Origin of the sequence: Rhodococcus sp. LW-XY12, from assembly GCF_019317345.1 — a bacterium.
GTDB classification, from domain to species: Bacteria; Actinomycetota; Actinomycetes; order Mycobacteriales; family Mycobacteriaceae; genus Rhodococcus; species Rhodococcus pyridinivorans.
In genome coordinates, this window is the sequence record NZ_CP079225.1 from 2,721,359 (window position 1) to 2,745,697 (window position 24,339).

The following is a 24,339-nucleotide window of genomic DNA, read 5'->3' on the forward strand; positions in this document are numbered from 1 at the left end:
TCAGTAGCTCCCGTTCAACAGTTCGCCTGCACGGGGAACGTACCGCTTCAGGCCGAGTTCTTTCAGCAGCTGGTAGGTGGTGGCGACGGCTGCGGACAGCACAGGCTTGCCGATTCGGTCCTGAACGACCTGGACGGCTGCCAGCGACGGCATCTGCACGCACGCGGACAGCACGACTACATCGGCCTGACTGTGGTCGAGTCGTTCGACGATGTCCACCAGCGCCATCGGGTCCCGGGAGCCGACCTCGAGGTTGTCGGGAATTTCGAGGGCGATGAAGTCGGTGACCTCGAAGCCCTCACCGGAGATGTAGTCGACGACCTGCTCGGTCAGGGGGCGCATGTACGGTGCGATGAGGGCGACCTTGCGGGCACCGAGTACCTTCAGCCCGTCGACCAGGGCGCCGGCGCTGGTGACCACCGGCGCTTCGGCGTCGTTGTCGACGGTCACCTGGTGCAGGCGCTTCTCCGAGGTGCAGTGGTACCCGGCGCCGCGGGTCATGATCGCTACCAGACAGGCGTAGCCGAGGACATCGACGTGGGCGTCGGACAGCTCCAGGGCGCAGCGATCGGACTCGTCGTCCATCGCTTCGAGCTGAGCCTTGGTCACTTCTTTCATCCGCATACGCGAGGAGTGGAAAGTGAAGCGCTCGGGTTCGACCTCTTCGCGGGCACGCAGCATCGCGGGGATCTCGGTTTCCATCGTGATGTTGGAGCTCGGGACGATCTGGCCGATGCGGTAGGCGCGGGGGGATGCCGGTGTGGTCATGGTCAGACCGCCTTGACGGGGTTGGCCAGGGTGCCGATCTTTTCGATGGTTGCGGCCACGACATCACCCGGGGTCAGGTACGTCGGCGGGGTCATCGCCGCACCTACGCCCTGAGGGGAGCCGGTGGCGATGATATCGCCGGGTTCGAGAGTCACTCCGGAGGTGATATCGGCGATGAGCTGGGGAATCTTGAACAACATATGCCGAGAGTTTCCGTTTTGGCGCTGCTCACCATTGACGGTCAGCGACAACTGGAGGGTGTGCGGGTCACCGAGTTCGTCCGCGGTGACGACCATGGGACCGAAGGGCTTGTAGCTGTCCTGTCCCTTGGAGAAGAACCACTGCCCGGAGCGGCGCTGGTCGCGGGCGCTGATGTCGTTGACGATGCTGTAGCCGAAGACGTGGTTCATCGCGTCGTCCTCGGTCACCGACTTGGCGATATCGCCGATGATCACGGCGAGTTCGCATTCCCAGTCCAGCTGTTCGGTCAGCTCGCTGTTGTGCAGGATCGGCTCGTCGGGGCCGATCACCGCGGTGCCCGGTGTGCTGAACAGCACCGGTCGCGTCGGCAGGTTCTCGTCGGTGTCGAGGGATCGGCTCGATTCTTCGACGTGCTCGACGTAGTTCAGTCCGACACCGATGAGCTTGCCGGGACGGAACGGGGCGTGCAGCACCACTTCGTCCAGTGAACGGGTAGCTTCTGCGGGCCAGGACTGGGTGGTGGCGATGGTCTGGGCGACCCGGCGGTGCAGGTCCGGGCCGGCGGCGATGTAGTCGCGCAGGTCGTTGGGAACATCGATCACCGACTGCAGGGCGGGGACAAGATCGAGGACGAGAGCATCGTCGAGGACGACTCCGAGATGACGTTCCCCGTCGGTGCCGAAGCTGAAGTTGACAAAGCGCACGAAATTCTCCTTGTTCGATGAATGTACGGGAAAACCCTTAGGCCGTTTCGGTCTCGCCAGGAACTTCCGTGAAGTGGGGAGGTGGGAAGGTAGATGCCTGGTGACTGTTGAGGACGACGCTGGACTGCGGTTGCTGGTTGACGCTGAGTTGGAAGATGTCGAACCGGTTGTAGTGGCCGATGATGTCGTGCATCTGTTTGGGTTGGATCGATGCATTGATGTCGATGTCGGCGTACACGATTCCCTCCTCGTCGATGAGGGGCGTGGTTATCAGGCGCCCGTCCGGACCGAAGATGCCACTGAAGGCGCTGTGCGGACGCTCGAGTAGCGCGCGGGCGGCCTCGTTGTGTGCCACGGTATCGACGATCTGATCTGTGATCGCGGCACAGGCGACGATGGTGAAGACCTTGCCTTCGAAGCTGTGTGCAGCAGCGCGGGTCTTGATGGCTTCGACCATGTCGTACTCGGCCGGTGCGACTGGAAGGGCGATGTAGTTGGCGATATGGACCTGCTCTCCTTGTGCCAGGAGACTGAACCGGGCCAAGGTGTTGGTGTTCTCCCCGCATGCCAGTCCACCGAGTCGCCCGATACCGGTGTCGTAGACGCGCAGTGAGCTGCCGTCTCCGCCGGCCCAGGTCAGCTTCTCGGCCCAGGTCGGCACCAGCTTGCGGTGGACGCCCAGTAGTTCACCCGTATTGCTGATGAACAGGACCGAGTTGTACAGCGTGCCCAAGGAGTACGGATCTCGTTCGTTTACTCCGATGACGACGTGGGCATCGGCTGCGCGAGCAGCAGCGCACAAGGCCGCGACTTCGGGACCGGGGACGTCGATGGCTGCATGAAATAGCTTTTCGAACCAGGGGCCCCCTTCAACGGGCGTCATGGTCCAGTTCCAGTAGGGGTACGCCGAGACGAACACCTCGGGAAAAGCGATCAGCTCAGCACCGTGTGCGCTCGCCTCTGCGATCAGACGGCATGCCTTGTCCACCGTGGCGGGCGTGTCGAGGAACTCCGGAGCCGCCTGCACTGCGGCGGCTCGAAACTTCGGGTATGCGGTCATCTCCGGTGTCCTTCGTTGCTGAACGTGTAGACCATCATGCCTAGGATTTGATCAAATTATACGTCTACTCGCAAGGGGTGCCTCGATCGAGAGTTGGACGTTCAGAGGCTTTAGCAGGTAATTCACGACCTACTTCGAAGAGTGCCTCTTGCCTAGTCATGTTTCCACCATGAAAAAATTCGTTGTCAGGTCTCGCATTTGATCAAATTAGGGTCTACCGTTCCCTCACAACGCGTTTGTTCCCCCGCAGTGATGCAGGAAGGAGTTGCTGATATGAGGGAAGACATCCTCGGCCGGTCCCGCGTGGAGGACACCGACGAGCTGGTGCAGTTCTACCGCCGGCTCGAGACGATGGGCGCCGGAGCGTTGTGGACGGTGGCCAACGACATCGAGCCGTGGTATCCACAACCGAAATCGGTGCCGATGCTGTGGCGCTATGAGCAGCTGCGACCGTCGGTGCTCGAATCCGCCTCGTTGGTCTCCGGTGACGATGCCGGCCGCCGGGTGGTGATGCTGGTCAACGACGGCCGCAAGGACCTCAGTGCGGCCGTGGGTCTGCTCTACACCGGACTGCAGATCATGAACCCGGGCGAGTCGATGACCGCACACCGACACGCAGCCTCCGCGCTGCGGTTCGTCATCGAAGGTGAAGGAGCGTGGACGATCGTCGACGGCGACCGACTCGAGGCCGGAGCGCGGGATTTCCTGATCACCCCGAGTGGCACCTGGCACGAACACGGCAACGATTCGGCCAGCTCACCGGTGATCTGGCAGGACGGACTCGACATCCCCCTGGTCAACACACTCGACGCGAACTTCTACGCCGTGCATCCGGAGCTGCATCAGCAACCCGGAAAAGTCGTCAACACCTCGCTGCGCGAGTACGGGTCCGGGATCCTCACCCCCGCCGACCGCGGATGGAGCAAGCGTTACTCCCCGCTGCTGGCCTACCCGTGGGAACGCACCTACGAGGCGTTGCTCGCCCGCGCCGAGGTCTCCGACGGATCACCGTACGACGGCATCATCATGGAGTACGTCAACCCGCTCACCGGCGGTTCGGTCATGCCGACGATGGGCGCGCACATGCAGCTGCTGCGTCCCGGTCAGGCCACGCTCGCGCATCGGCACACCGGGTCGGTGATCTATCACGTGGCCAAGGGCCGCGGTCATTCCATCATCGGCGGGCAGCGGTTCGACTGGCAGGAAAACGACATCTTCTGCGTGCCCTCGTGGGCCTGGCACGAACACGCCAACGACGACGACCGCAACGATGCGTGCCTGTTCTCGTTCAATGACTTCCCCGTCATGCACGCACTCGACCTCTACCAAGAAGCCGCCTACACCGACAACCACGGACACCAAACCACTTGACCGCCATCTCGGTCACCTCGAGGGGCTCCCAACTGCGAAGGTGATCGCACCATCGAGCCCGACCCCACAAGCCCCCTCCCACCTCCCCTCCGATTCCCGAACATATTCCGCACGGGACGTGAGACGTTCGAAGGACCTGATCGATGACAACTGACACCGGCAATCCCGGATCCAATCCCTCACCACCGGCGACTCCGATCAAACGGGTTGCAACGGCCAGCTTGATCGGCAGCGCCCTCGAGTGGTACGACTTCTTCTTGTACGGCACCGCTGCCGCACTGGTTTTCGGCCCGTTGTTCTTCACCGGCGATGATTCGCTGACCGGTACGCTGGCGGCTTTCGGCACCTTCGCCATCGGCTTCGTCGCCCGACCCATCGGTGGGGTTGTCTTCGGTCATTTCGGTGACCGACTCGGCCGGAAGTCGATGCTGGTGATCACCTTGATGATGATGGGCGTATGTACCGCCCTGATCGGTCTGCTTCCCACCTATCAGCAAATCGGCTTCTGGGCCCCGGTCCTGCTGGTTGTGCTTCGCATCATCCAGGGCATCGCAGTCGGCGGTGAATGGGGCGGTGCTGTGCTGCTGATCAGTGAGAATGCTCAGCCCCATCGCCGAGGCTTCTTCTCCGCCTTCAGCCAGGTCGGCGTCACCATCGGTTTCATCTTGTCATCGTCGGTCTTCGCCCTGGTCACTCTCCTTCCGGACGACCAGTTTCTGACATGGGGTTGGCGCATCCCCTTCCTGCTGGGTCTGGTTCTCATGCTCGCCGGTTTGATCATCCGCATGAAGATCACCGAAACCCCTGTCTTCCAAGAACTGCAGACCGAAGGCAAGGTCGAGCGTTACCCCGCACTCGAGGCGATTCGCACGCAACGGCGTTCCATCCTGCTCACGGTCGGTGCGCGGATGGCTGAGAACGGCGGCTCCTACATCTTTCTGGTCTTCTCCCTGGCGTACGGCAGTCATCTGGGTATCAGCAGCGATGTCATCCTGCCGGCCATCATTGCGGCCAACGTCGTGCAGACCTTCACCATGGTTGGCTTCGGCAGACTGTCCGACCGTGTGGGTCGCCGACCGGTCTATCTCTTCGGTGCGATCGGCGTCGTCGTGTGGGCAGTGCCGTTCTTCCTGCTGATGAACACGGGAACACCGGCAATGATCTGGATCGCCATTATCGTCGCCGTGGGTCTGTGCCATAGCGCCATGATCGGCACCCAACCGAGTTTCTTCAGCGAGTTGTTCACCGGCAAGGTCCGCTACAGCGGTCTGTCGATCGGTCATGAAGTCGCGGCGATCTTCGCCGGTGGCGTCGCCCCACTCATCGCTACGGCCCTGCTCGCCTGGGCCGGGCACTTCTGGCCGATCGCCATCTACCTGGCGATTCTCGGTCTGATCAGCACCATCGCGGTCTACTGCGCTCCCGAGACCGCAAGCCGGTTCCAGACCTCGACGCCGGGCTCGGGTCGCGATCACAACTCAGCGAACACAGGACGCATCGGAGAGTCGGTATGAGCGCCGCCAACACTGCTGTCCTCATCGGCGCTGCAGAAGAGCCCTACACTCGGCATCCCGCCGGCGCTACGACTACACAATCGATGCTTGCTGCCGCCATCCGCAGTGCTGTCGCCGACGCGGGTTTGACGATTGCGGATATCGATGGCCTGGCGGTATCGAGCTTCACCCTCAAACCCGACCATGCTGTCGATCTGGCCGTGAAGTGTGGTTTGAGTCTGCGCTGGATCATGGAAGACACCAACGGCGGCGCCAGCGGGGTCAACATGCTCCAACACGCGGTACGCGCAGTCGAAGCCGGCGACGCCAACACAATTGTCATCGCCGCTGGTGACCGTATGACTCATGACGACTTCCGGATCCTGGTCTCCGAATACAACGGCATTACTCGAGACCACGTCACACCTGCCGGTATGTCGGGTCCCAACGCAATGTTCGCTCTGCTGACCCAGCGCCACATGAAAAAGTACGAACTGGCGGAAACCGACTACGGCGCCATCGCTGTGGCCCAGCGGCAATGGGCATCGCTGAATCCCCGTGCGGTCTACCGCACGCCCATGACACTCGACGATTACCTCGCCGCCCCGATGGTGGCCGCACCGCTGCGGCGTTTCGACTGCGTTCCCCCCGTCAGCGGTGCTGATGCTGTCGTCGTCACCCGAGCGGACCTGGCTGCCGACCGACATACTGTCCGAGTTCGCGCCATCGGCGGGAGTATCAACTGGGACAACCACACCGGTGACGGATTACAGACAGGATTGACAGATATCGCACCCGGTCTGTGGGAGCGCAGCGGCGTGGACCCGACCGATATCGACCTCGTCAACGTCTACGACGACTACCCCGTGATGGTGCTCATCCAACTCGCCGACCTCGGGCTCGTGCCTGATGACGACTTCGGCAAAGCGGTACATCGCATGCTCCACCACCGATGGCCCGTCAACACCTCGGGCGGGCAATTGTCCGCAGGCCAGGCAGGGTCGGCAGGGGGACTGCACGGGCTCGTTGAAGCGACTACGCAGTTGCTCGGGCACGCCGGGAAGCGGCAAGTCGAAGCACGCCTGGCGGCAGTGACCGGATACGGCATGGTCACCTACCGCTATGGTGCGTGCGCCAACATGACGATTCTGGAGGCGATGTGACTACCGGAATCCAGATGCAGCGCTGCACCCGATGCGCCACCGTCGCCTTTCCGTTCCGGCTCCTGTGCCCTCACTGCCATGGTCACGAATTCGAGAACGTCATGGCACGGCAGGGCACCGTCGAAGAATGGACCGCCCAACACACCGAACCACCTACTCGCTTCGCCTCCGTCCGCTGCGACCTCGGCCCCATCGTCGTCGCGGCCGTCCACGGTCCGCCCATCACACCGGGAACGACGATCGAGCTGACCTCGATACCTCCGACAGCGCCGGACAACCCGATCGGGTACGTACCGACACCCCACGCCCAGGAGAAACGATGACAGTGGAACTAGCTGCACGCGAACGTGCGTCCGCGCCCTTACGTGGACTGCCCATCACCGAATGCACGTTGCCGGCGTTGTTGAACCGACAGGCCGACGCCTTCGGGAGCAAGACATTGCTCGAGATCGACGGCTCGTCCTACACCTACATCCAGGTTCGTGATCGCGCTGCCATGACGGCCGCGGTGTTCGAACATGCTGGAATCCGGTCCGGAGACCGAGTCGCGACACTGACGGGCAATCGACTCGAACTGCTGGAAACCATCCTGGGAGCTACCTGGATGGGGGCGGTGGCGGTGCCCTTGAACGCAGAACTGCGAGGAGAGCAACTTCTCCATGCGCTGGCCAACTCCGGCGCCCGCATTCTGGTCATCGAACCCGCTCTGCTCGAACGGCTCCAGGAGATCACCCTCCCCTCCACATTGGAGCGGGTGTGGTCCTTGGACAGCCCTTCCGCCGAGCCGGTTTCTGCGCTACGTGTCGAGCGATTCCCCGCACTCTCGGGTGCGAGACCGGCCGCGCCTGTTGCTCCGGGAGACACCGCAGCACTGCTCTATACCTCGGGCACCACCGGTGTGTCCAAGGGAGTGTGTTGCCCTCATGCCCAGTTCTACTGGTGGGGCGTCAATGTCAGTGAGCAGCTCGGTATCACCGAGAAGGATGTCCTTTACACCTGTCTGCCGTTGTTCCACACCAATGCCCTCAATACCTTCGTCCAGGCTCTGGTCTCGGGTGCCACTTTCGTTGTCGGCAGACGATTTTCCGCCAGTCGATTCTGGCAAGAGGTCACCGAATCGGGTGCTACGGTCACCTATCTGCTCGGTGCGATGATCAACATCTTGTGGTCCCGTGAGCCAGGTCCCTTCGACCGCGCCCACCGGGTGCGTATCGCGTTGTCACCGGCCACACCGGCCACCTTGTTCGAACCTTTCCGGCAGCGTTTCGGGTTCGATCTCAGCGACGGGTTCGGATCCACGGAAACGAACGCGGCGATCAACTCGGCGCCAGAAGCGCCTCGGGCCGGTTATCTGGGGCGCGTGCAACCCGACTTCGAAGCGATTGTCGTCGACGAATACGACGTGGAAGTTCCGGACGGTACTCCGGGCGAACTGCTGTTGCGATCCCGTGTGCCGTTCGGCTTCGCCACCGGCTACTTCACCATGCCGGACAAGACCGTCGAAGCCTGGCAGAACTTGTGGTTCCATACCGGTGATCGGGTGGTCCGGGAGCCGGACGGATGGTTCAGATTCGTCGATCGTCTCAAGGACGTGATCCGGCGTCGCGGCGAGAACATCTCCTCGTTCGAGGTCGAGCAGGTTCTTTGTCTGCATCCCGGCGTGAAAACCGCCGCGGCGTTTCCGGTGGCATCGGACATGGCCGAGGACGAGGTCATGGTCTCAGTCGTGCCCAAGGAGGGCTACGAACTGCACCCAGCAGACATCGTGGCCCATTGCAGCGACAGGCTGGCCAAGTTCGCTGTGCCCCGCTTCGTCGACATCGTTGCCGAACTGCCCAGGACCGCCAACGGCAAGATACGCAAAGCGGAACTCCGCGAGCGCGGCAGGACCGACACCACATGGGATCGCGAACACATTCACGATCGGTAACACCACTTTCCGTGACGGCAGGGCTGCCGAAGTCTTCGGCTGCCCTGCCGATGTTGCGGCCTATCTACGTGGCCACCGATCCGGTGGTGACAGAAAAGACAGTGCACAATGAAGACCCCAGCATCGACCGGGGCGCATCCGTGGCGTCAGTGGCCTCATCGACGTCGTACGCTCCAAGAAATCATTTGTCACGCTGCTGAACACCAGGCGGATGAACCGGTACTGACCGTCGCCGATCGCTCCTATACCGGACGTGACCTCGCCGATGTCGCTGCCCGCTGTGCGCAGTTCTTGCAGCGTCACGGTGTCACACCCGGGGACCGGGTGGTCGTTGCCACCGCCAATCGCCGAGAAATGATCGAACTGTTCCTCGGGTGTGCGTGGAGCGCAGCAGTATTCACTCCTCTCAACCCTGCACTGCGGGGGGAGATGCTGCGCCACCAACTCCGCGCAGCACGCCCTACTGTGGTGGTGTTCGATCGTGTCACCGAGACCAATCTCGCCGAGGCGAGCGATGTATTCGATCACCCGGATCCGGTGTTGGTCCGGATCTCGACAGAGCCGCTGGACGGATATGCCGACGATGAAGTGGATCGACACCACGCTTCGGTAGCGAATGCAGTCGAGTTCCAGCTCGGGGAGACCGGCGCCGAAGCAGTTACGGTAGTGCCGGAGACGACGGCGGCCATCTTGTTCACCTCGGGTACCACGGGACCATCAAAGGGTGTCATCATGCCCCATGGGCAGTTCTTTTGGTGGTCGGTGATCTGCACCGAGCAGTTGCAGTTGACGTCGGCCGACACCTTGTACACCTGCTTGCCGCTATTTCACACCAATGCGTTGACCACGCTGTTGCAGGCGCTGGGCGCCCAGGCACGCGCGGTCATCGGTCCGAAGTTCTCGGTGTCGGCGTTCTGGGACCGCCTGCGTCAGTCCGAGGCCACGGTCACTTTCCTTCTCGGGGCGATGAGCAGCATGCTGTGGAACCGCAAACCCGAGGTGTTCGACAAGGAGAACTCCGCACTGCGTGTGATCCTCGGACCGGGCATCGAACCTGCCATCAAACGCGACTTCGAAGACCACTTCGGAGTCGAAGTGGCCGAGGGCTTCGGCATGACCGAAATCGGAGTGGCGTTCTATACCCCGTTGGGCCAGCACACCGAAGGACTGCTGGGATTTCCCCATCCGGACTACGAGGTCGCTGTCGTCGATGCCGCGGATTGCCCGCTGCCGGACGGGCACGTCGGTGAGCTCGTCATTCGCCCCCGGCAACCTGCTCTGATCTCGGCGGGGTATTTCAACGCCCCCGAGGCCACGACTTCCTCACGTCGCAATCTGTGGTTTCACACCGGTGATCTGGTGAGGAAACAGTCAGATGGTATGTACCGATACGTCGACCGGCTGAAAGACTCGATCCGTCGCCGCGGCGAGAACATCTCCAGCTACGAAGTCGAAGCTGCCTTCCTCGAGCATCCGGAGGTGGCTGCAGCAGCAGCGATCGCAGTACCGAGTGATCTCGGTGAGGACGAAGTGATGGTCTGCTTGCAGATGACCGACGGTAGTACCACCGAGATCGAAAAACTGATGGCATTCGCGGAACCTCATCTGCCGGCCTTTGCGCTGCCCCGCTATGTGCGTATAGTCGCCGTCTTACCGCTGACTGCCAACGGCAAGGTGTCCAAGGCAGTTCTTCGGAACGAGGGTGTCACCGACGACACGTGGGAAAAGCTGTAGCCGTACCACGGGTTCAGCTCCGAGACGAGTTGCGTTCAGTCACTCTGAAGCAGGCGAGGTTCTCGTCCTGGACAGATGCAGTGCCCCGCCAAGGATGAGCTTGGCGGGGCACTGCATCTGTCTAGGGTCCGGTGTCGTTGTCCTCGTCTATCGGCCGGAGTGTGCGGCGCACGGGTTCCGTTACGTCCTTTGCTGCTCGACGGAAGCGAAGGAACGAAGAGATTCAGTGCCCGCCGCTGACCGTCAGGACATGTCCTGTGATCGCGCCTGCATTCTCGGACGCGAGGAACGCCACCGCCGCGGCGACCTCGGCCGCTGTCACCAACCGGCGAAGCGGAGTGTGTTCGACGAGCTCGGCGACGACATGCGGGGCAATCGTGGCGCCTTTCTCGGCGGTCAGGCCGGGAGCTACGAGATTGACCGTGACTCCTGCCGGCCCCAGCTCCCACGCCAGCGCGCGTGAGGCCGCAGTCATCCCGCCCTTGGCGGCGATGTACGAGACATCGGACTGCATCGAACCGTCGACCAGATCGGTGGAGACGGTGATTATTCGTCCCCAGTGGTGGTGGGCCATTGCCTGTGCGCAATGCCGAGTGATCGCTAAGGTGCCCTCGAGATTCGTGCGCACAAGCGACGCCCAGTCCATTGTGGTCTGGTAGAAAGGCTCCGCCTGCTCGACATTGTCTGGCCAGGCCACCGCATTGTTCACCAGCACACCCAGAGGGCCGAGTTGGGCGTGCATCCTTGCGATCGTCGGAATCACCGAGTCCGGATCGTCCAGCACCGCTGGGACGGCCCTTGCGGCTCCGCCCTCGGTGTTAATCTCATCTACGACTTCCTGTGCCCGTGTGCTGTCACCTCGATAGCCGACTCCGACGGCGAACCCGGATCGGGCCAGAGCAAGGCAGATATGTCGTCCGATGGCGCCGGCGCCGCCGGTGACCAAAGCGCTACGGTGTTGTTCCGGTGCGGAGGCCGTCACGAAATCGGCTTCCCCTCGCTGGTGGACCATTTCGCCATCAACTCGTTCGACGGCAAAGTCTTGTCGACCAGCTTGCGTGCTTGTTCGATTCCTGCCACAGGAAGTCCGGTCGGTTCCAGCAAGCCGATCTGCACCAACACACCGGCCTGATCCCAGTAGATATGTTCGTTGCAAAGCTTGTCGCCTTCGATGGTTACGATGGCCACGAGGGGGATCTCCACATACTTGCCGGTGGGCGGGATACCGGGAAGAAGCCAATCCATCTCTCGATCATGTGTGAAGCACAGCAGCTGTTCTTCGACAATCCGGTTGGCACCGACGGTACGAGACAGGGTGATGGACTTCAGGTCGGAGGGATTGGTAGGGACGAAGTGGTAGGCATAGAACCGGGACAGATCCTTCTGTCCCACTCCGCCAGTAAGTGTCGGGATGTGGTTGACGTACGGTTCGTCGATCATCGTCGCCATGGTCGCGGGCACATCGCGGGTGACGAATTCGTGGTAGACGTGATTGTCCCAGATCGCGTTGAGATCGTATCGGGGGCCGATCGTGTTGCGTAGCACTGCCAGTGTTCGAGCGTAAGCGAGGTCGGCTGCAACCGGATCGAATACGTCTCGTCCGGTCGTGCCGAACGCGTGGTCTACACCGTCGTAGTCGTAGATCTGCACAAGATCGTTGTCGGTAAACGCTGCACGGATAGCGGTTCGCGCCGGCTCGGGGCAGAATGCGTCCAGCTCGGCCAGGTGGAATGAAGTCGGCACCTGCAGGTTCTTTGCCTCGTCGAGGTGCTCATGTACGCCGACACCGTAATAACTTACCGCGCAGTCGATGTCGAGACGGACCGCCGATAGATAGGACAGTAACCCGCCCATGCAGTATCCAACGATGCCAACCCCCCCGGCCTGATTGTCGAACGCACGCAGGGTGCGAATGGTATCGGCGATGTCGTCGATCGCGGTGTCATTGTCGAGCGCATCTCGAAGTTGCAGTCCGCGGGCAACGCCGTTGTCGTCGTAACCCAGTTCCACGCGCGGTTCGGATCGCCAGAACAGGTCCGGCACGAGCACGACATAGCCTTCTCGGGCGTACAGCTCGGCGGTTTCGCGCATGTAGTCGTTGACGCCGAAGATCTCCTGTAACAAGACCAGGCCGGGTCCGGATCCCTGCTCAGGTTCGGCGAGGTAGGCGGCGAATGTTTCGCCAGAGGTCTTAACGATATCGATGTACTTACCCATGGAAGTTCCAGATCCTTCTTCGAGGCCGTTGTCTGTTTGGGACGCCTTTCGGAAAGCGCGGTTCTGATGATCGGGTAGCGGTCGGACGGGCATCGGATAGCGGCATCTGCCCGTCCGACCGCTGGGCCGCTATGGCGTTGCCGTGGCGAGGTGCCGTCTCATGTTCGGGCCGTCGAGGGCGATGATCTCGGCGCCGGCGACGATCCGGTTGAGGATCGATTCGGCGATGACCGCGTCTTGGAGCGACTTGTACCAATCTGGCGGATCGAACTGCGAGGTCACCAGCGTCGAGCCCCGCCCTTCCCGAGCGGCAAGGATGTTGAGCAGCTCCGCCGCGGTGTGCGGAGCCACCGGCGTGGTCAGGAAGTCATCGAGAACCAGCAGGTCGCAGTTGTGCAGATCAGTGAGGAAGTCCAGCCTGCGCTGCGAGGTCGGCTCCAGCACGGCGAGCCGGTTGGCCAGGTCGTCGAGCCGGAAGAACCTCGCGGTGTAGTACTTTCGGCACGCGGCATTGAGCAGCGCCTGGGCGAGGTAGGTCTTGCCCACGCTGGACTGGCCGAGCACGACGAGATTGCGGGTGGCGTCGATCCATTGACAGCTGGAAAGTCGTGCGATTAGCTCGCGGTTGACGTTGCGGTCAGGCAGGTAGCGGATCTCTTCTACGCAAGCATCAGGGTTTGGCGATCTGGAGGCCTTGAGTAGTTTCTGGGTCCGGCGTTCCTGCCTGGCCGTGATCTCTTTGTCCAGGGCGTGGAAGATCTTCTCCGAGAAGGTCCACTCGTCGCAGGCGGGATCGTTGGCCAAGTCGATGACGGTCTGGCCGAACGCGGTCATCCGCAACTGGGTGAACAGTGGCATGTCGGCGTCGGTGAGATGACGATCAGTCACTGCAGCTCCTCCCGCCCCGCGGTGCCGCTGCTCGGGCCTCCGGTGAGGACGGCGAGGCTGAACTGCTCCGGCCCGGCCAGATGCGCCCCGGTGGTATCTCGCCGATCCGGCGGTACCGCTACAGGCGTTGCGGTCGCCGGCGTCGTCGCTGCGGTCGTGGTGGTGGGTCGAGCGGCGGCCTGGGCCCTCAGGGCCGCCAGCTGCTGCTTGACGGCGGTGTAGCTGATCGCCCGGCGTGAGGTCTCGGAGACCAGCTGCCCGCAGGCCCGCTCGAGCAGCATCTTGTTGTCCCCGCGGGCCAGGGCGAGGATGTTCTGGCACGAGCGGTAGCCCTGAGCCTCGATCCGCTGGCGATCCAGGACCTCACTGATCGCGGCCACGGTGTGCGGTCCGATCTTGTGGGCCTGGCGCACGAAATACGCCCGCGACCACAGGTCCGATGACTGCAGATGCTGCGCGGGAACATGGTCAGGGTCGGTCACGAAGGCGTGCCGCCTACCGGAGACGGCGTGGGAGGCGATGACCTCCCCGCCAGCCATGACAGTGAGCGTGGGGCCGGTGATCTTCACATCGACGTGCTGGCCAGCGAAGGTGTAGGGCACCGAGTACTTCACCGTGGCGATCTCCACGTGGTAATCCCTGTTGACCTTGGACTTCTTCCAGATGACTGGCTGCCAGCGGGCCTCGGGAAGGTCGAACAGTTCCGACTGCTCGTGCTCGGTGAACAGCTCCCGGCGGCTGGTCTTCTGGCCGCGGAACGGGGTCCGGTCGTTGATCGCCTCGACCTCGGCGGCGATCGCCTCGTTCGCATCATCCAGGCTAGCGAACCGCCGATCGGCCAGCCGTCCGATCACCCAGTTCGTCACCACCTTCACCCCAGCCTCGACGTGCCCCTTGTCTGTCGGGCGCACCGGCCGAGTGGGCACGGCAGCGGTCTGGTGATACTCGAGGAAGTCACGGTACTCACGGTTGACCTCGCGGGCCCGGTCACCGCGGGCGATCTGGTTCGACGCCGTCGAGGCGTTGTCCGGGACGATCACCTGCGCCGCGCCGCCGAAGTACTCGAACGCCTGCAAGTGCGCGTCGAGCCAGTTCGGCATCTTCTCGTCCAGGCAGCCGCAGGCGAAGACCATCCCCGAGTACGGCAGCGATGCCACGAACACCGACACTGTGGTCTTGGTGCCGGTGACGGGATCGAAGATGGCCATCTTCGTGCCCGCCCAGTCGACCTGCATCGTGTGCCCGGGCACGTGCGTGATCCGCATCGTCAGCTCGTTGACCTCGACGTACTCGCCGATGATCTGGCAGAACCGCTGGTAGCTGTAGTGCCGCTGCCCCGGCGTGCCGTCAGTGTCGAGGTAGTTGGCCCACAGCACCCGCAGCGGCAGCTTCTTCTTGCCCGTGCGCTTCTTCACGGCAGCCGCCACGTCGAAGGCGACGAACTCCTTCGACGGCGTCTTGCGCCCATCGGCGAACAAGACGTCGATCTCCTCGACGCTGAGCGCCTCGACCTGGCTCGTGGCGGTCAACCCGTGCTCGTGGCAGACCTTCTTCGCCTTCGCGACCGTGCGATGCGAGCAACCCGCGATCGCCTCGATGTCCCGGTAGGACCTGTCCTGCAGCAGTAGCGACATCACCAATCGGTAATCAGTCACCCGTGCCTCCTGTTCGGATCCACGCGCAGCCTGGTTGCCACGCGTAGAACCGACACGAGCACACGAGGACCGGCACCGCTATCCGATGCTCATACTCGCGCTACCCGATCATCAGAACCCTGCTATCCGAAGCACGTCCCTAACAGCCGTTGTCTGCGGTGCTCGGGGCACTGCATCCACGGTGGTGATGTACTTACTGCTGCACCGTCGTCGCCGGTTCGAGGGTGTCTTCTACGGTTTGGTGTCCGTGGTTGTCGGTGTAGGCGGCTTCTTGGTAGAGGTCGAGTGCGTGCATGACGGGGAAGTCATTGAACGAGAACAGGCACGCATCGTTGCGGTCGTCGTCGTTGGCGTGTTCGTGCCAGGCCCACGAGGGCACGCAGAAGATGTCGTTTTCCTGCCAGTCGAACCGCTGCCCGCCGATGATGGAATGACCGCGGCCCTTGGCCACGTGATAGATCACCGACCCGGTGTGCCGATGCGCGAGCGTGGCCTGACCGGGACGCAGCAGCTGCATGTGCGCGCCCATCGTCGGCATGACCGAACCGCCGGTGAGCGGGTTGACGTACTCCATGATGATGCCGTCGTACGGTGATCCGTCGGAGACCTCGGCGCGGGCGAGCAACGCCTCGTAGGTGCGTTCCCACGGGTAGGCCAGCAGCGGGGAGTAACGCTTGCTCCATCCGCGGTCGGCGGGGGTGAGGATCCCGGACCCGTACTCGCGCAGCGAGGTGTTGACGACTTTTCCGGGTTGCTGATGCAGCTCCGGATGCACGGCGTAGAAGTTCGCGTCGAGTGTGTTGACCAGGGGGATGTCGAGTCCGTCCTGCCAGATCACCGGTGAGCTGGCCGAATCGTTGCCGTGTTCGTGCCAGGTGCCACTCGGGGTGATCAGGAAATCCCGCGCTCCGGCCTCGAGTCGGTCGCCGTCGACGATCGTCCACGCTCCTTCACCTTCGATGACGAACCGCAGCGCGGAGGCTGCGTGTCGGTGTGCGGTCATCGACTCGCCCGGGTTCATGATCTGCAGTCCGGTGTAGAGCAGACCCACGGCCGCACTGAGGTCCTTGCGGCCGTCGTTGACCAGCATCACCACCCGGCGGCCGGCATCGTCACCGGAGACCAACGAGGCGGATTCGAGCACCGACGGTCGCAGCTGCTCATAGCGCCACAGCATCGGCACCGATTTCGGTTGTGGATACCACGGCTCGATGTCGTTGGCCACCGTCCACAACGCTCCGGCGCCCATCGTCTCGAGCCGGCGGTAGAACTGCACCAGCTCGTCGGTGTCCTCCACGCGGGACCGGCCGAGGATGTCTTCCCTCATATCAGCAACTCCTTCCACAACGAGAGTTCAGCTCGATGATGACAGCGAGGATGTGCCGAGACTACCAAGATTTGATCAAATTTCCACCCCTTCTGTGACGGGATGGCGGTGTTCATCCCTTCCTGCAAAGAACCATTTCTGGAAACTGACACTTCAGCTGCTAGGTTCGCGGAATGAGACCCGGGCGAGAACCCGCCACCGACATTATTTGATCAAATCTATGATTCGCGATTGATCTGGCGAACAACCCAGGTAGGCCTTCCGAACTTGCACGAACAACCGAGTTGAAGGCCGCAGCCGATCCCCAGAAACACTCCTGGACGGGAGAGTCGACAATGGAGGTTCTCGCTGAAGTCGTCAGTAGTGCAAGTGCAGCTCGGGACCTGCGCGGTTCCAAGCTCATGCCAGGGATGCTTGCGAGCTTGTCGAAGTCCACAGACATTCCGTCCTCATCTCGCTGCGCCTCTACCTCTGAACTGGGGAAACGCCGAGATGAGAGGGTTCACCGACACGAATACGGAAACCGATACTGACTCGTAGAACCTACACCCGCGAAGCGAAACCGCACGATAACTTGACGCGACCCCTTGTCACTCATGGTTTGTGCGAAGTCGGTGCTGCTAATTGTCAATTACGCACCATCAGCCTCGAAACCCAAGGTGAGCGCGTTTTCTGGACCGGGACGGTGCCGGAGACCGGCCGATCGCGTCCATAACTTTGCAGAACCAGGGGCAGGTCTGACAAATATTGTTCGTAGCGACAACGGCATTCAGCATCGGTAGACGACCCCGAGTCTGCTGTGTCGCTCGCTCGATCCGCGCCTCCGTGATGTGACGTCACCCGCGGTCGGTCCGCGCAACATTTATGTGCTTGGTGCGGAACCACATCCAGCTCGCCACGCCGGCCACCGCGACGACAAGGCCAACGATCGCCAATGCCGACGGCCCCCATTCCACGACATGCTCGGACACGGAAGCGCCGGCGTGGGGCCCGGTCGCGAACGTCCACTGACAGCGGGATGCGACGATCCCCACCCACTGCTTGTCGGCGCTCGCTGAGGTCGCTACCACTGCCTCGGAGCCGGTCATGTGCGATGTCAGTCGAGTCATGCACACCTCGGTCGGTGCGGTGATGAAGAAGGCAGCGACATACAAGATCAGGCCGACGGCGACACCTGCCAGCGCGAACACCCGGACGATATCGGTGTCGAGACGTGTCTCGGAAAGTCACAGGGATCCCCTCAGCAGCGACGTTGCGGGTAGGGGTCCACCTACCGCCCCAGAGGCGGAGCGACCAGTTCTCCGAAAGGCACCTTTCCGAGACTAGGGTCATCGTCGCTCGTGCACCCCGAGGTAGACGTTTGTCCGTGTCCAGCCCGTCTCGGAGCGCTCGATCGGGGTAAGTCCCCTGGGGTGGTGTGAAACCGGGCTCCCGAATCGGGACCGTGTCGGTCCTGAACGTAGAAGGGCCACCGCGTGAAGCTGTGTGGGTAACGACCAAGAAACTCACACGAGAAAGACACCGCGATGGCCCTGGACCAGTCTGCCCTACTCGAGCTCACCGAGTCGCTACGCACCGCCGACGGCGGCGACATCATGCGCACCCTGCTCGCCACGATTCTGCAAGCGTTGGTCGACGCCGAGGCGACCGCCCATATCGGTGCCGGACGCTACGAACGGACCGACACCCGCACCACCAGCAGAAACGGTACCCGCGACAAGACTGTCTCGACCACCAGCGGCGACGTGACGGTGAAGATTCCCAAGCTTCGGCACGGCTCGTTCTTCCCGTCGCTGCTGCACCCACGCCGTCGCATCGACCAGGCCCTGCATGCGGTGATCATGGAGGCCTACGTGCACGGCGTCTCGACCCGCAAAGTCGACGACCTGGTCGTCGCACTGGGTGCCGACACCGGAATCTCCAAGTCCGAGGTATCACGGATCTGCGGGGACCTGGACGACGAGGTCCGCTCGTTCAACACTCGTGAACTCGATGTCCACGCCTACCCGTACGTGTTTCTCGATGCCACCTACTGCAAGGCCCGCGTCGGTGGGGACAACCGCGGCAAGGGCGCGAAGGTCGTGTCCCAAGCGGTGGTCATCGCCACCGGTGTCGCCGCCGACGGCCGGCGGGAGGTCCTCGGCTGCGCGGTCGGCGACAGCGAGACCGAGGTGTTCTGGGCCGAATTCCTGCGGAGCCTGCGCGAACGTGGTCTGCACGGGGTGCAGTTGGTGATCTCCGACCACCACCGCGGTCTGATGAACGCGATCGACAAGGTGTTGGTGGGGGCGGCGTGGCAGCGGTGCCGGGTGCATTTCCTGCGCAACGTCGCCGCCCGGATCCCCAAAGGCCAGTTCGAGATGGTCGCCGCGGCGATACGCACCATCTTCTCCCAGCCCACCGGGATGCTGGTGCGCGACCACGTGGACACCGTCGCCAGCACCTTGGAGTCGCAATTCCCGACGGTGGCAGCGATGCTGATCGAGTGCAAGGAACAGATCACTGCGTTCGCCGACTTCCCCGAGGCGCACTGGAAGAAAATCTGGAGCACCAATCCGATCGAGCGGCTCAATCGGGAAATCAAGCGCAGAACCGACGTAGTCGGGATCTTCCCGAACCCCACCGCACTGTTGCGGCTGGCCACCTGTGTGCTCATCGAAGCACACGAGGAATGGCAGGTCAGTGATCGTCGCTACCTGTCGGAAGAGTCGATGACATTGCTGTCCCCGCCGGCACCGACCGTCCTCGACGCAGTCCGACCCGCCCGTCCCGGAGAGGTGGTGGACGAGCAGACGCCCCTTACGGCATAATCAACACAGCCTCACAGCGCAACGCGCACAACGGTTTACACCACTTCACGGGGCTCAATCGCTCGATCGCGTCCACGACCTTGCAGGACCAGCCGGATGTCTGTGGGAATGTTGAATATTCGTGAGCGAAAGTTCCCGACAGCCGATACCGCCACTGCTCAAGGTTGGGGAACAGTGCGGTTATGAATGACTGTCGTGACGAGATTCGGACCTGCGTTGACCACGACGAGGTTGACCACGACGAGTATGGAGAGGACGGCGTCGAGACTCCGTCCAGGGGCCGTATTCCACAACGCCTCGCGACACCGAACGCACCGACAATGCTGAGCAGCCACCCTGCTGTCTGAGCGCGCTTGACCCGACGCGTCGGACGCACCGGATACATGCCCCACAGATAAGGAAACCGAGAGCCGAAATTCAGTCGAGCGGCTGCCACGGCTGCCCATTTATGGAGCAGACAACCGAGGACTGTGGCCAGCACACCTACCAGCACAATCGCCTCCTTCCCTCGCTCGCGTCCTGGTCCCAGCCTACGGTCCGACTGTCCTTCACCGGCGCGGGGAGCCGACAAGGACATCGACAGGGAATCGGAATGACGATCTTCGATCGTTCACGATGTCGTCCGCGCCGGTCGGCCGTCACATTGTCAAACCCACCGTCCTGGTGGTGGTGTCGGTCGGAGCCAGGGAACTACGGGCGTGAAACAAACGGTGAGCAGGTAGGTGGCGGCACCGGCGCATCAGGTGACAGTCACCGCTGTTGATGAGGTCCGTGGCGTCCGCATCACCGGAGGCAACCCGCGCTCATCGTCGGCCCGGGCTCCAACAAGTCGCCGGTCTACGTGCCGAAATGCACGTAGACCGCGGGGAACTGCGTGCCCTCGGCACCGTCGGGGGAGCGCAGGGTGCGGCGCAGCATGCCGTCGGTGTTCTTCGGGATGCGCCTGCTGCCGCGCGCGGTGTGGCGGCGTCTGCCGCGCTGACCGTCGGCGTGCAGTTCTCGTCGCCACGCGGCGTGTCGCCACGACAACTGCACGTTCGAGAGGCGGTCAGCTGCGGCGGGATTCGAGCAGCCGCAACCAGATCTCGCTGATGGTGGGGTAGGACGGCACCGCATGCCACAGGGCGTCCAGCGGCACCTTCCCGACCAGGGCGATGGTGGCGGCGTGGACGAGTTCGGCGACCTCCTGACCGACGAAGGTCGCGCCGACGAGGGTGTCGGTGGCGCGGTCGACGACGAGCGCGGCGTGGCCGGCGTAGTCGTCGCGGGCGAGCGAGGCCCCGGCGACGTCGATGTCGGCCTCGAGGACCTCGACGTCGAGTCCGTCGGCGCGGGCCTGCTCGGCGGTGCGGCCGACCGCGGCGATCTCCGGGACGGTGAAGATCACCTGCGGGACCTGGCCGTGGTCGGCGCTCGCCCGGAATCGTGACCCGTCGGTGGGGCGGTTCTCGGCGCGGGCGGCGATGACGTCCCCGCACACCCGCGCCTGGTATTTGCCCATGTGGGTCAGTGCGGCGCGACCGGCGATGTCCCCGACCGCATACAGCCACTGGCCGTCGACCCCGTCGACGGTGAGATCGTCGGCGACGGTCACCTTCCCGTCGGTCAGGCCGACAGTGTCGAGACCGAGCCCGTCCACGGCGGGGCAGCGGCCGGCGGCGACGACGATCTCGTCGACCTCGACAGTGCTGCCGTCGGACAACTCCACGGTGGCGGGACCGCCGTGGATGCGGCCGACGCCGGTGTCCTTGACGTCGGGGCGCTGCACCGAGCGGATCTCGGTGCCGTAGCGCACATTCAGGCCCTTGTGGGCCATGCGGGTGGCGACGCGTTCGGCGGCGAACGGCTCCACGCGCGGCAGCAACCGGTCGCCGCGCACCGCGAGGGTGAGTTCCTCGACGCCGAGTTGCCGCAGCCAGGTGGCGGTTTCGCAGGCGACGACACCGCCGCCGACCACCAGCACCCGGCGGGGGACCTCGAGCAGGTTCGTCGCATCGCGGGAGGTCCACGGCAGCGCGTCGCGCAGCCCGGGCAGGTCCGGGATCGAGGGCAGCGTGCCGGTGGCCAGGACGACGGCGTGCCGGGCCTGCAGGCGCCGCTCGCCGTCGGCACCGGAGACGGTGATGGTGCGTTCGCCGTCGAGGCGGCCGCGGCCGCGCACGACGCCGATACCCGCGCCCTCGGCCCAGTCCACCTGGGAACTGTCGTCGCGGTTGTGGGTGAAGCTGTCGCGGCGGGCGAGTACGGCCGGTACCTCGACGCCGTGGGCGCTGATCTTGTCGGCGACGCCGGGCATGTTGCGGGCGGTGGTGAGCACCTGGGTCGGGCGCAGCAGGGCTTTGCTGGGCATGCAGGCCCAGTAGGAACATTCGCCGCCGACGAGTTCGTGTTCGACGAGCACCGCGGTGCGGTCGCTGCCGGCGATGGCGTACTGGGCGGCGTTCTCCCCGGCCGGGCCCGCGCCGAGGACGATCACGTCATAACTGTCGGATTCCGCTGTCGGACCGCTCATCCGTCCACGATAGGCGCGGCCGAACCGTCGGCGGGCCGGATCGGGGGCGACGGTCCGGTTCGCGAAGTCCGCCCGTTCGTGCAGGTCAGCGGCGGCTCAGCGCAGATGCGGGGAGTCGGCGTCGAAGATCAACCCCATCGGGGCGAGCACCCGCACCACCTGTTCGGCGGTCCACTCGTCGAGATCGCACAGCAGCACCGACCGCCACGGGGTGACGATCACCGGACGTTCGACGGCGGCGAGGAACTCCGCCAGTCGTGCGGGAAGGATCCCGCCGGGCAGCCCGCCGGCGAGGGTGACGGCCCCGTCGGGCTGGTCGAGCCACCCGATCGGTGGCCGCGGCTGCTCCGGTACCGGTTCCGGATCCCCGGTGGGGTCGGTCGGTGGGGTGAGCAGCGCCTCGGCGGCGTCCTGCGGGTCTACGCGCACCCCGGTGTCGGCGCCGTCGCGGATCACCGCGAAGCGGCCGTCGGGGCGGGCGAGGACCGCGACGGTGGGGGCGAGGGCGACGATGTCGCCGGTGCCGTCGTCGAGCCCGAGGACGGTGCCGGCCGCCACGGGCCGGTCGTCCAGGCGCGCGATCACCGTGGCGGTGAGTTCGCGCAGGTCGTGGTGTCCGCCGATGCGGCCGCTGAGCGGGGAGACGAGAAGCCGTGCGCGGGTGGGCACGTCGACGGTGAGACCGGCGGCGGTGACGGCCGCGCTGATCGCGGCGTGGTCGCCGCGCACCCGCAGCTGGGCATGGGCGGTCAGGTGCAGTTCGCCGCCGCCGTGGGTGTGGGCGAGCTCGGCGAGCACCTGCACCTGCGCGGAGGTCAGGTGCCCGGCGGGCAGGTGCACGTCGACAGCGGTATCGGCCATGACCGCCAGCGTAGAACGCGGCGCCGGGGGGACGAGCGGTGCCGTGAGACCGGGCGGTTTGTAGGGTGGTGGCCATGCCCGAGTCGACGACCCCCACCTTCGCGGACCTCGCCGCCGCCAAGTTCGTGCTGCTGACCACATACCGCAAGGACGGCAGCGCGGTGGACACCCCGGTGTGGGCGGCGCCCGACGGGAACCGGCTGCTGGTGTGGACGGTCGCCGACGCCTACAAGGTGCGGCGACTGCGCCGCGATCCGCGGGTGTCCCTGGCGATCTGCGACGCGCGCGGCAACCCGAAGTCGGCGGCGGTGCCCGGCACCGGGGAGGTGCTCGACGCCGACGGCTCGGCGCACGCCCGGTCGGTGATCGCCCGCAAGTACGGGCTGCTCGGCCGGATCATCGTCGGCGCGAGCGTGGTGCGTCGTGGCCGCACCGGCACCGTCGGGTTGGCGTGTGCGCTCGATCCCGCCGACGACACGGCAGGCCGGTAGACGTCGTGGCGCGCTCTCACACCTACCGGTCCCAGGCGATCGCGGTGGCGCTTGCGAGCAACCCGCTGATCTCCGGTTCGAGTCGCTGGAAGTGGTTGCGCCGCGCCGGTGTCGACGCCGCACCGCCGAGCCTGATCCACACCGGCGTGGTGGTGCAGGGCCTCGGCCGGCTCACCCTCGGCGCGGGCTCGTTCGTCAACCACGGCTGCTATTTCGACACGGTCGCCGACATCACCCTCGGGCAGCGGGTGTTCCTCGGCGACCACGTGCGGGTGCTCACCAGCAGCCACCGCATGGGCACCGCCGAACAGCGCGCGTCGACGCTGACGGGGGAGCCGGTGACCATCGGCGACGGCGCGTGGATCGGCTCCGGTGCGGTGATCATGCCGGGCGTGAGCATCGGCGCCGGTGTGGTGATCGGCGCGAACTCGCTGGTGACGAAGGACTGTGCCCCACACACGCTGCATCTGGGCAGCCCCGCCCGGCACGTCCGCGACCTGGACTGACCCCGCACCAGCAGCCCCGCCCGGGTCGTCCGATCCCGTAGGGTCCGTGGTGATCTCGGCCTCACCTGCGGGGCCGAGCCGATCGAACCCAGTTCAGGAGAGCGCATGTCCGTGCACGAGTACACCGTGGCCACCGCCGACGGCGGCAGCGAGGATCTCGCCCGCTTCGCCGGCCGGCATCTGCTGATCGTCAACGTCGCCAGCAAGTGCGGCTTGACCCCGCAGTACGAGGCCCTCGAGGCGCTGCACCGCGAGCTGGGCGAGCGCGGCCTGCAGATCCTCGCGTTCCCGTGCAACCAGTTCGGTGGTCAGGAACCGGGTAGTGACAGCGAGATCCAGGAGTTCTGCCGCGTGAACTTCGACGTCACCTTCCCGGTGTTCGCGAAGGTCGATGTCAACGGCGACGATGCGCACCCGCTCTACCGGCACCTGCGCGCCGAGGCTCCCGGTGATTTCGGGCCGCAGCACGGTTTCCTGTTCGAGCACGTGAGCAAGACCCGCCCCGAGGCGATCGGCACCGACGAGGTGAAGTGGAACTTCACCAAGTTCCTCGTCGACCCGCAGGGCGCGGTGGTGCGCCGCTTCGAGCCGACGGTCACCCCCGAGGAGATCGGCAAGGAACTCACCGACCTGCTCTGAGCCCCTACC

The 24,339-nt window shown here is 64.2% G+C and carries 22 protein-coding genes and 1 pseudogene; 11 read left to right on the top strand and 12 right to left on the bottom strand.

Annotation, left to right across the window (positions count from 1 at the left end):
• From KXC42_RS12780 to KXC42_RS12790, 3 genes are read right to left on the bottom strand one after another with little or no spacing between them, the layout of a single operon-like run.
• On the bottom strand, positions 1–768 hold the full coding sequence (locus KXC42_RS12780) for an Asp/Glu racemase (protein WP_033098387.1): 768 nt from the start codon (positions 766–768) through the stop codon (positions 1–3).
• A gap of 2 nt (positions 769–770) precedes the next feature.
• On the bottom strand, positions 771–1,673 hold the full coding sequence (locus KXC42_RS12785) for a fumarylacetoacetate hydrolase family protein (RefSeq protein ID WP_033098388.1): 903 nt from the start codon (positions 1,671–1,673) through the stop codon (positions 771–773).
• A gap of 37 nt (positions 1,674–1,710) precedes the next feature.
• Entirely contained in the window at positions 1,711–2,733 is a 1,023-nt protein-coding gene (locus KXC42_RS12790) for a carbon-nitrogen hydrolase family protein (protein ID WP_145691972.1), read from the bottom strand.
• Positions 2,734–3,006: 273 nt separating this feature from the next.
• Here KXC42_RS12790 and KXC42_RS12795 point away from each other — a divergent pair, with 273 nt between their 5' ends.
• The 7 genes and pseudogenes from KXC42_RS12795 to KXC42_RS12820 all read left to right on the top strand — a co-directional run bounded on the left by KXC42_RS12795 (position 3,007) and on the right by KXC42_RS12820 (position 10,424).
• Positions 3,007–4,104, top strand: coding sequence for a cupin domain-containing protein (locus KXC42_RS12795; protein WP_219129108.1), 1,098 nt, complete (start codon positions 3,007–3,009; stop codon positions 4,102–4,104).
• Positions 4,105–4,247: 143 nt separating this feature from the next.
• Complete coding sequence (locus KXC42_RS12800; RefSeq protein WP_219129109.1) at positions 4,248–5,618, top strand: MFS transporter; 1,371 nt, start codon at positions 4,248–4,250, stop codon at positions 5,616–5,618.
• Complete coding sequence (locus tag KXC42_RS12805) at positions 5,615–6,760, top strand: thiolase family protein (protein WP_052040231.1); 1,146 nt, start codon at positions 5,615–5,617, stop codon at positions 6,758–6,760. The genes KXC42_RS12800 and KXC42_RS12805 overlap by 4 nt, the downstream gene beginning before the upstream one ends.
• 14 nt (positions 6,761–6,774) lie before the next feature.
• Positions 6,775–6,843: pseudogene (locus tag KXC42_RS27750) on the top strand (zinc ribbon domain-containing protein); the annotation flags it as partial.
• Positions 6,844–6,861: 18 nt separating this feature from the next.
• Complete coding sequence (locus KXC42_RS12810; protein WP_088899776.1) at positions 6,862–7,083, top strand: hypothetical protein; 222 nt, start codon at positions 6,862–6,864, stop codon at positions 7,081–7,083.
• Positions 7,080–8,690 (top strand): ATP-dependent acyl-CoA ligase, encoded by a 1,611-nt coding sequence (locus KXC42_RS12815; protein ID WP_219129110.1) that lies wholly within the window; start codon positions 7,080–7,082, stop codon positions 8,688–8,690. Before KXC42_RS12810 ends, KXC42_RS12815 begins: the two co-directional genes overlap by 4 nt.
• 108 nt (positions 8,691–8,798) lie before the next feature.
• On the top strand, positions 8,799–10,424 hold the full coding sequence (locus KXC42_RS12820; protein ID WP_219129111.1) for an AMP-binding protein: 1,626 nt from the start codon (positions 8,799–8,801) through the stop codon (positions 10,422–10,424).
• 223 nt (positions 10,425–10,647) lie between these two features.
• On the opposite strand, the gene KXC42_RS12825 is transcribed toward KXC42_RS12820, so the two are convergent.
• The 6 genes from KXC42_RS12825 to KXC42_RS12850 all read right to left on the bottom strand — a co-directional run bounded on the left by KXC42_RS12825 (position 10,648) and on the right by KXC42_RS12850 (position 17,701).
• Positions 10,648–11,406 carry an SDR family NAD(P)-dependent oxidoreductase gene (locus KXC42_RS12825; protein ID WP_157741807.1) on the bottom strand — a complete coding sequence of 253 codons (759 nt, stop codon included), beginning with the start codon at positions 11,404–11,406 and terminating at the stop codon, positions 10,648–10,650.
• Positions 11,403–12,641, bottom strand: a complete 1,239-nt coding sequence (locus KXC42_RS12830; protein ID WP_219129112.1) for a dienelactone hydrolase family protein — start codon at positions 12,639–12,641, stop codon at positions 11,403–11,405. The genes KXC42_RS12825 and KXC42_RS12830 overlap by 4 nt, the downstream gene beginning before the upstream one ends.
• Positions 12,642–12,770: 129 nt before the next feature.
• Complete coding sequence (locus KXC42_RS12835) at positions 12,771–13,529, bottom strand: ATP-binding protein (RefSeq protein WP_007633699.1); 759 nt, start codon at positions 13,527–13,529, stop codon at positions 12,771–12,773.
• A complete protein-coding gene (gene istA, locus KXC42_RS12840; protein WP_257605819.1) occupies positions 13,526–15,184 on the bottom strand; it encodes an IS21 family transposase in 1,659 nt (552 codons plus the stop codon). The genes KXC42_RS12835 and istA overlap by 4 nt, the downstream gene beginning before the upstream one ends.
• A 193-nt stretch (positions 15,185–15,377) precedes the next feature.
• Positions 15,378–16,511, bottom strand: a complete 1,134-nt coding sequence (locus KXC42_RS12845; protein ID WP_121208737.1) for a cupin domain-containing protein — start codon at positions 16,509–16,511, stop codon at positions 15,378–15,380.
• A gap of 836 nt (positions 16,512–17,347) precedes the next feature.
• Positions 17,348–17,701: a hypothetical protein gene (locus KXC42_RS12850; protein WP_219129113.1), complete on the bottom strand. Its 354-nt coding sequence runs from the start codon at positions 17,699–17,701 to the stop codon at positions 17,348–17,350.
• A 336-nt stretch (positions 17,702–18,037) separates the two neighbouring features.
• On the opposite strand from KXC42_RS12850, the gene KXC42_RS12855 reads away from it, so the two are divergent.
• Positions 18,038–19,321 carry an IS256 family transposase gene (locus KXC42_RS12855; protein WP_071936707.1) on the top strand — a complete coding sequence of 428 codons (1,284 nt, stop codon included), beginning with the start codon at positions 18,038–18,040 and terminating at the stop codon, positions 19,319–19,321.
• Positions 19,322–20,158: 837 nt separating this feature from the next.
• Here the strand turns inward: KXC42_RS12855 and KXC42_RS12860 are convergent.
• The 3 genes from KXC42_RS12860 to KXC42_RS12870 form a co-directional block, all read right to left on the bottom strand.
• On the bottom strand, positions 20,159–20,356 hold the full coding sequence (locus tag KXC42_RS12860; RefSeq protein WP_033098282.1) for a hypothetical protein: 198 nt from the start codon (positions 20,354–20,356) through the stop codon (positions 20,159–20,161).
• A gap of 13 nt (positions 20,357–20,369) precedes the next feature.
• Positions 20,370–21,833: an NAD(P)/FAD-dependent oxidoreductase gene (locus KXC42_RS12865; protein ID WP_064851829.1), complete on the bottom strand. Its 1,464-nt coding sequence runs from the start codon at positions 21,831–21,833 to the stop codon at positions 20,370–20,372.
• Between the two features lie 96 nt (positions 21,834–21,929).
• Complete coding sequence (locus tag KXC42_RS12870) at positions 21,930–22,694, bottom strand: precorrin-3B synthase (protein WP_039586446.1); 765 nt, start codon at positions 22,692–22,694, stop codon at positions 21,930–21,932.
• Positions 22,695–22,768: 74 nt separating this feature from the next.
• Between KXC42_RS12870 and KXC42_RS12875 the strand changes: the two genes are divergently transcribed.
• The 3 genes from KXC42_RS12875 (at position 22,769) to KXC42_RS12885 (ending at position 24,330) form a co-directional block, all read left to right on the top strand.
• A complete protein-coding gene (locus KXC42_RS12875; RefSeq protein ID WP_006550019.1) occupies positions 22,769–23,185 on the top strand; it encodes a PPOX class F420-dependent oxidoreductase in 417 nt (138 codons plus the stop codon).
• Positions 23,186–23,190: 5 nt separating this feature from the next.
• The gene (locus KXC42_RS27630) at positions 23,191–23,691 is read left to right on the top strand and encodes a DapH/DapD/GlmU-related protein (protein ID WP_006550018.1); all 501 of its coding nucleotides are present in this window, start codon (positions 23,191–23,193) and stop codon (positions 23,689–23,691) included.
• Between the two features lie 105 nt (positions 23,692–23,796).
• Positions 23,797–24,330 carry a glutathione peroxidase gene (locus KXC42_RS12885; RefSeq protein ID WP_006550017.1) on the top strand — a complete coding sequence of 178 codons (534 nt, stop codon included), beginning with the start codon at positions 23,797–23,799 and terminating at the stop codon, positions 24,328–24,330.
• Positions 24,331–24,339 lie beyond the last annotated feature (9 nt).

Bases quoted from the DNA above. Each gene is read 5' to 3' on its own strand.
- KXC42_RS12780 (WP_033098387.1), bottom strand. From the start codon at position 768: ATGACCACACCGGCATCCCCCCGCGCCTACCGCATCGGCCAGATCGTC.
- KXC42_RS12790 (WP_145691972.1), bottom strand. From the start codon at position 2,733: ATGACCGCATACCCGAAGTTTCGAGCCGCCGCAGTGCAGGCGGCTCCG.
- KXC42_RS12795 (WP_219129108.1), top strand. From the start codon at position 3,007: ATGAGGGAAGACATCCTCGGCCGGTCCCGCGTGGAGGACACCGACGAG.
- KXC42_RS12800 (WP_219129109.1), top strand. From the start codon at position 4,248: ATGACAACTGACACCGGCAATCCCGGATCCAATCCCTCACCACCGGCG.
- KXC42_RS12805 (WP_052040231.1), top strand. From the start codon at position 5,615: ATGAGCGCCGCCAACACTGCTGTCCTCATCGGCGCTGCAGAAGAGCCC.
- KXC42_RS12810 (WP_088899776.1), top strand. From the start codon at position 6,862: ATGGCACGGCAGGGCACCGTCGAAGAATGGACCGCCCAACACACCGAA.
- KXC42_RS12815 (WP_219129110.1), top strand. From the start codon at position 7,080: ATGACAGTGGAACTAGCTGCACGCGAACGTGCGTCCGCGCCCTTACGT.
- KXC42_RS12820 (WP_219129111.1), top strand. From the start codon at position 8,799: ATGAAGACCCCAGCATCGACCGGGGCGCATCCGTGGCGTCAGTGGCCT.
- KXC42_RS12830 (WP_219129112.1), bottom strand. From the start codon at position 12,641: ATGGGTAAGTACATCGATATCGTTAAGACCTCTGGCGAAACATTCGCC.
- KXC42_RS12845 (WP_121208737.1), bottom strand. From the start codon at position 16,511: ATGAGGGAAGACATCCTCGGCCGGTCCCGCGTGGAGGACACCGACGAG.
- KXC42_RS12855 (WP_071936707.1), top strand. From the start codon at position 18,038: ATGGCCCTGGACCAGTCTGCCCTACTCGAGCTCACCGAGTCGCTACGC.
- KXC42_RS12865 (WP_064851829.1), bottom strand. From the start codon at position 21,833: ATGAGCGGTCCGACAGCGGAATCCGACAGTTATGACGTGATCGTCCTC.
- KXC42_RS12870 (WP_039586446.1), bottom strand. From the start codon at position 22,694: ATGGCCGATACCGCTGTCGACGTGCACCTGCCCGCCGGGCACCTGACC.
- KXC42_RS12875 (WP_006550019.1), top strand. From the start codon at position 22,769: ATGCCCGAGTCGACGACCCCCACCTTCGCGGACCTCGCCGCCGCCAAG.
- KXC42_RS12885 (WP_006550017.1), top strand. From the start codon at position 23,797: ATGTCCGTGCACGAGTACACCGTGGCCACCGCCGACGGCGGCAGCGAG.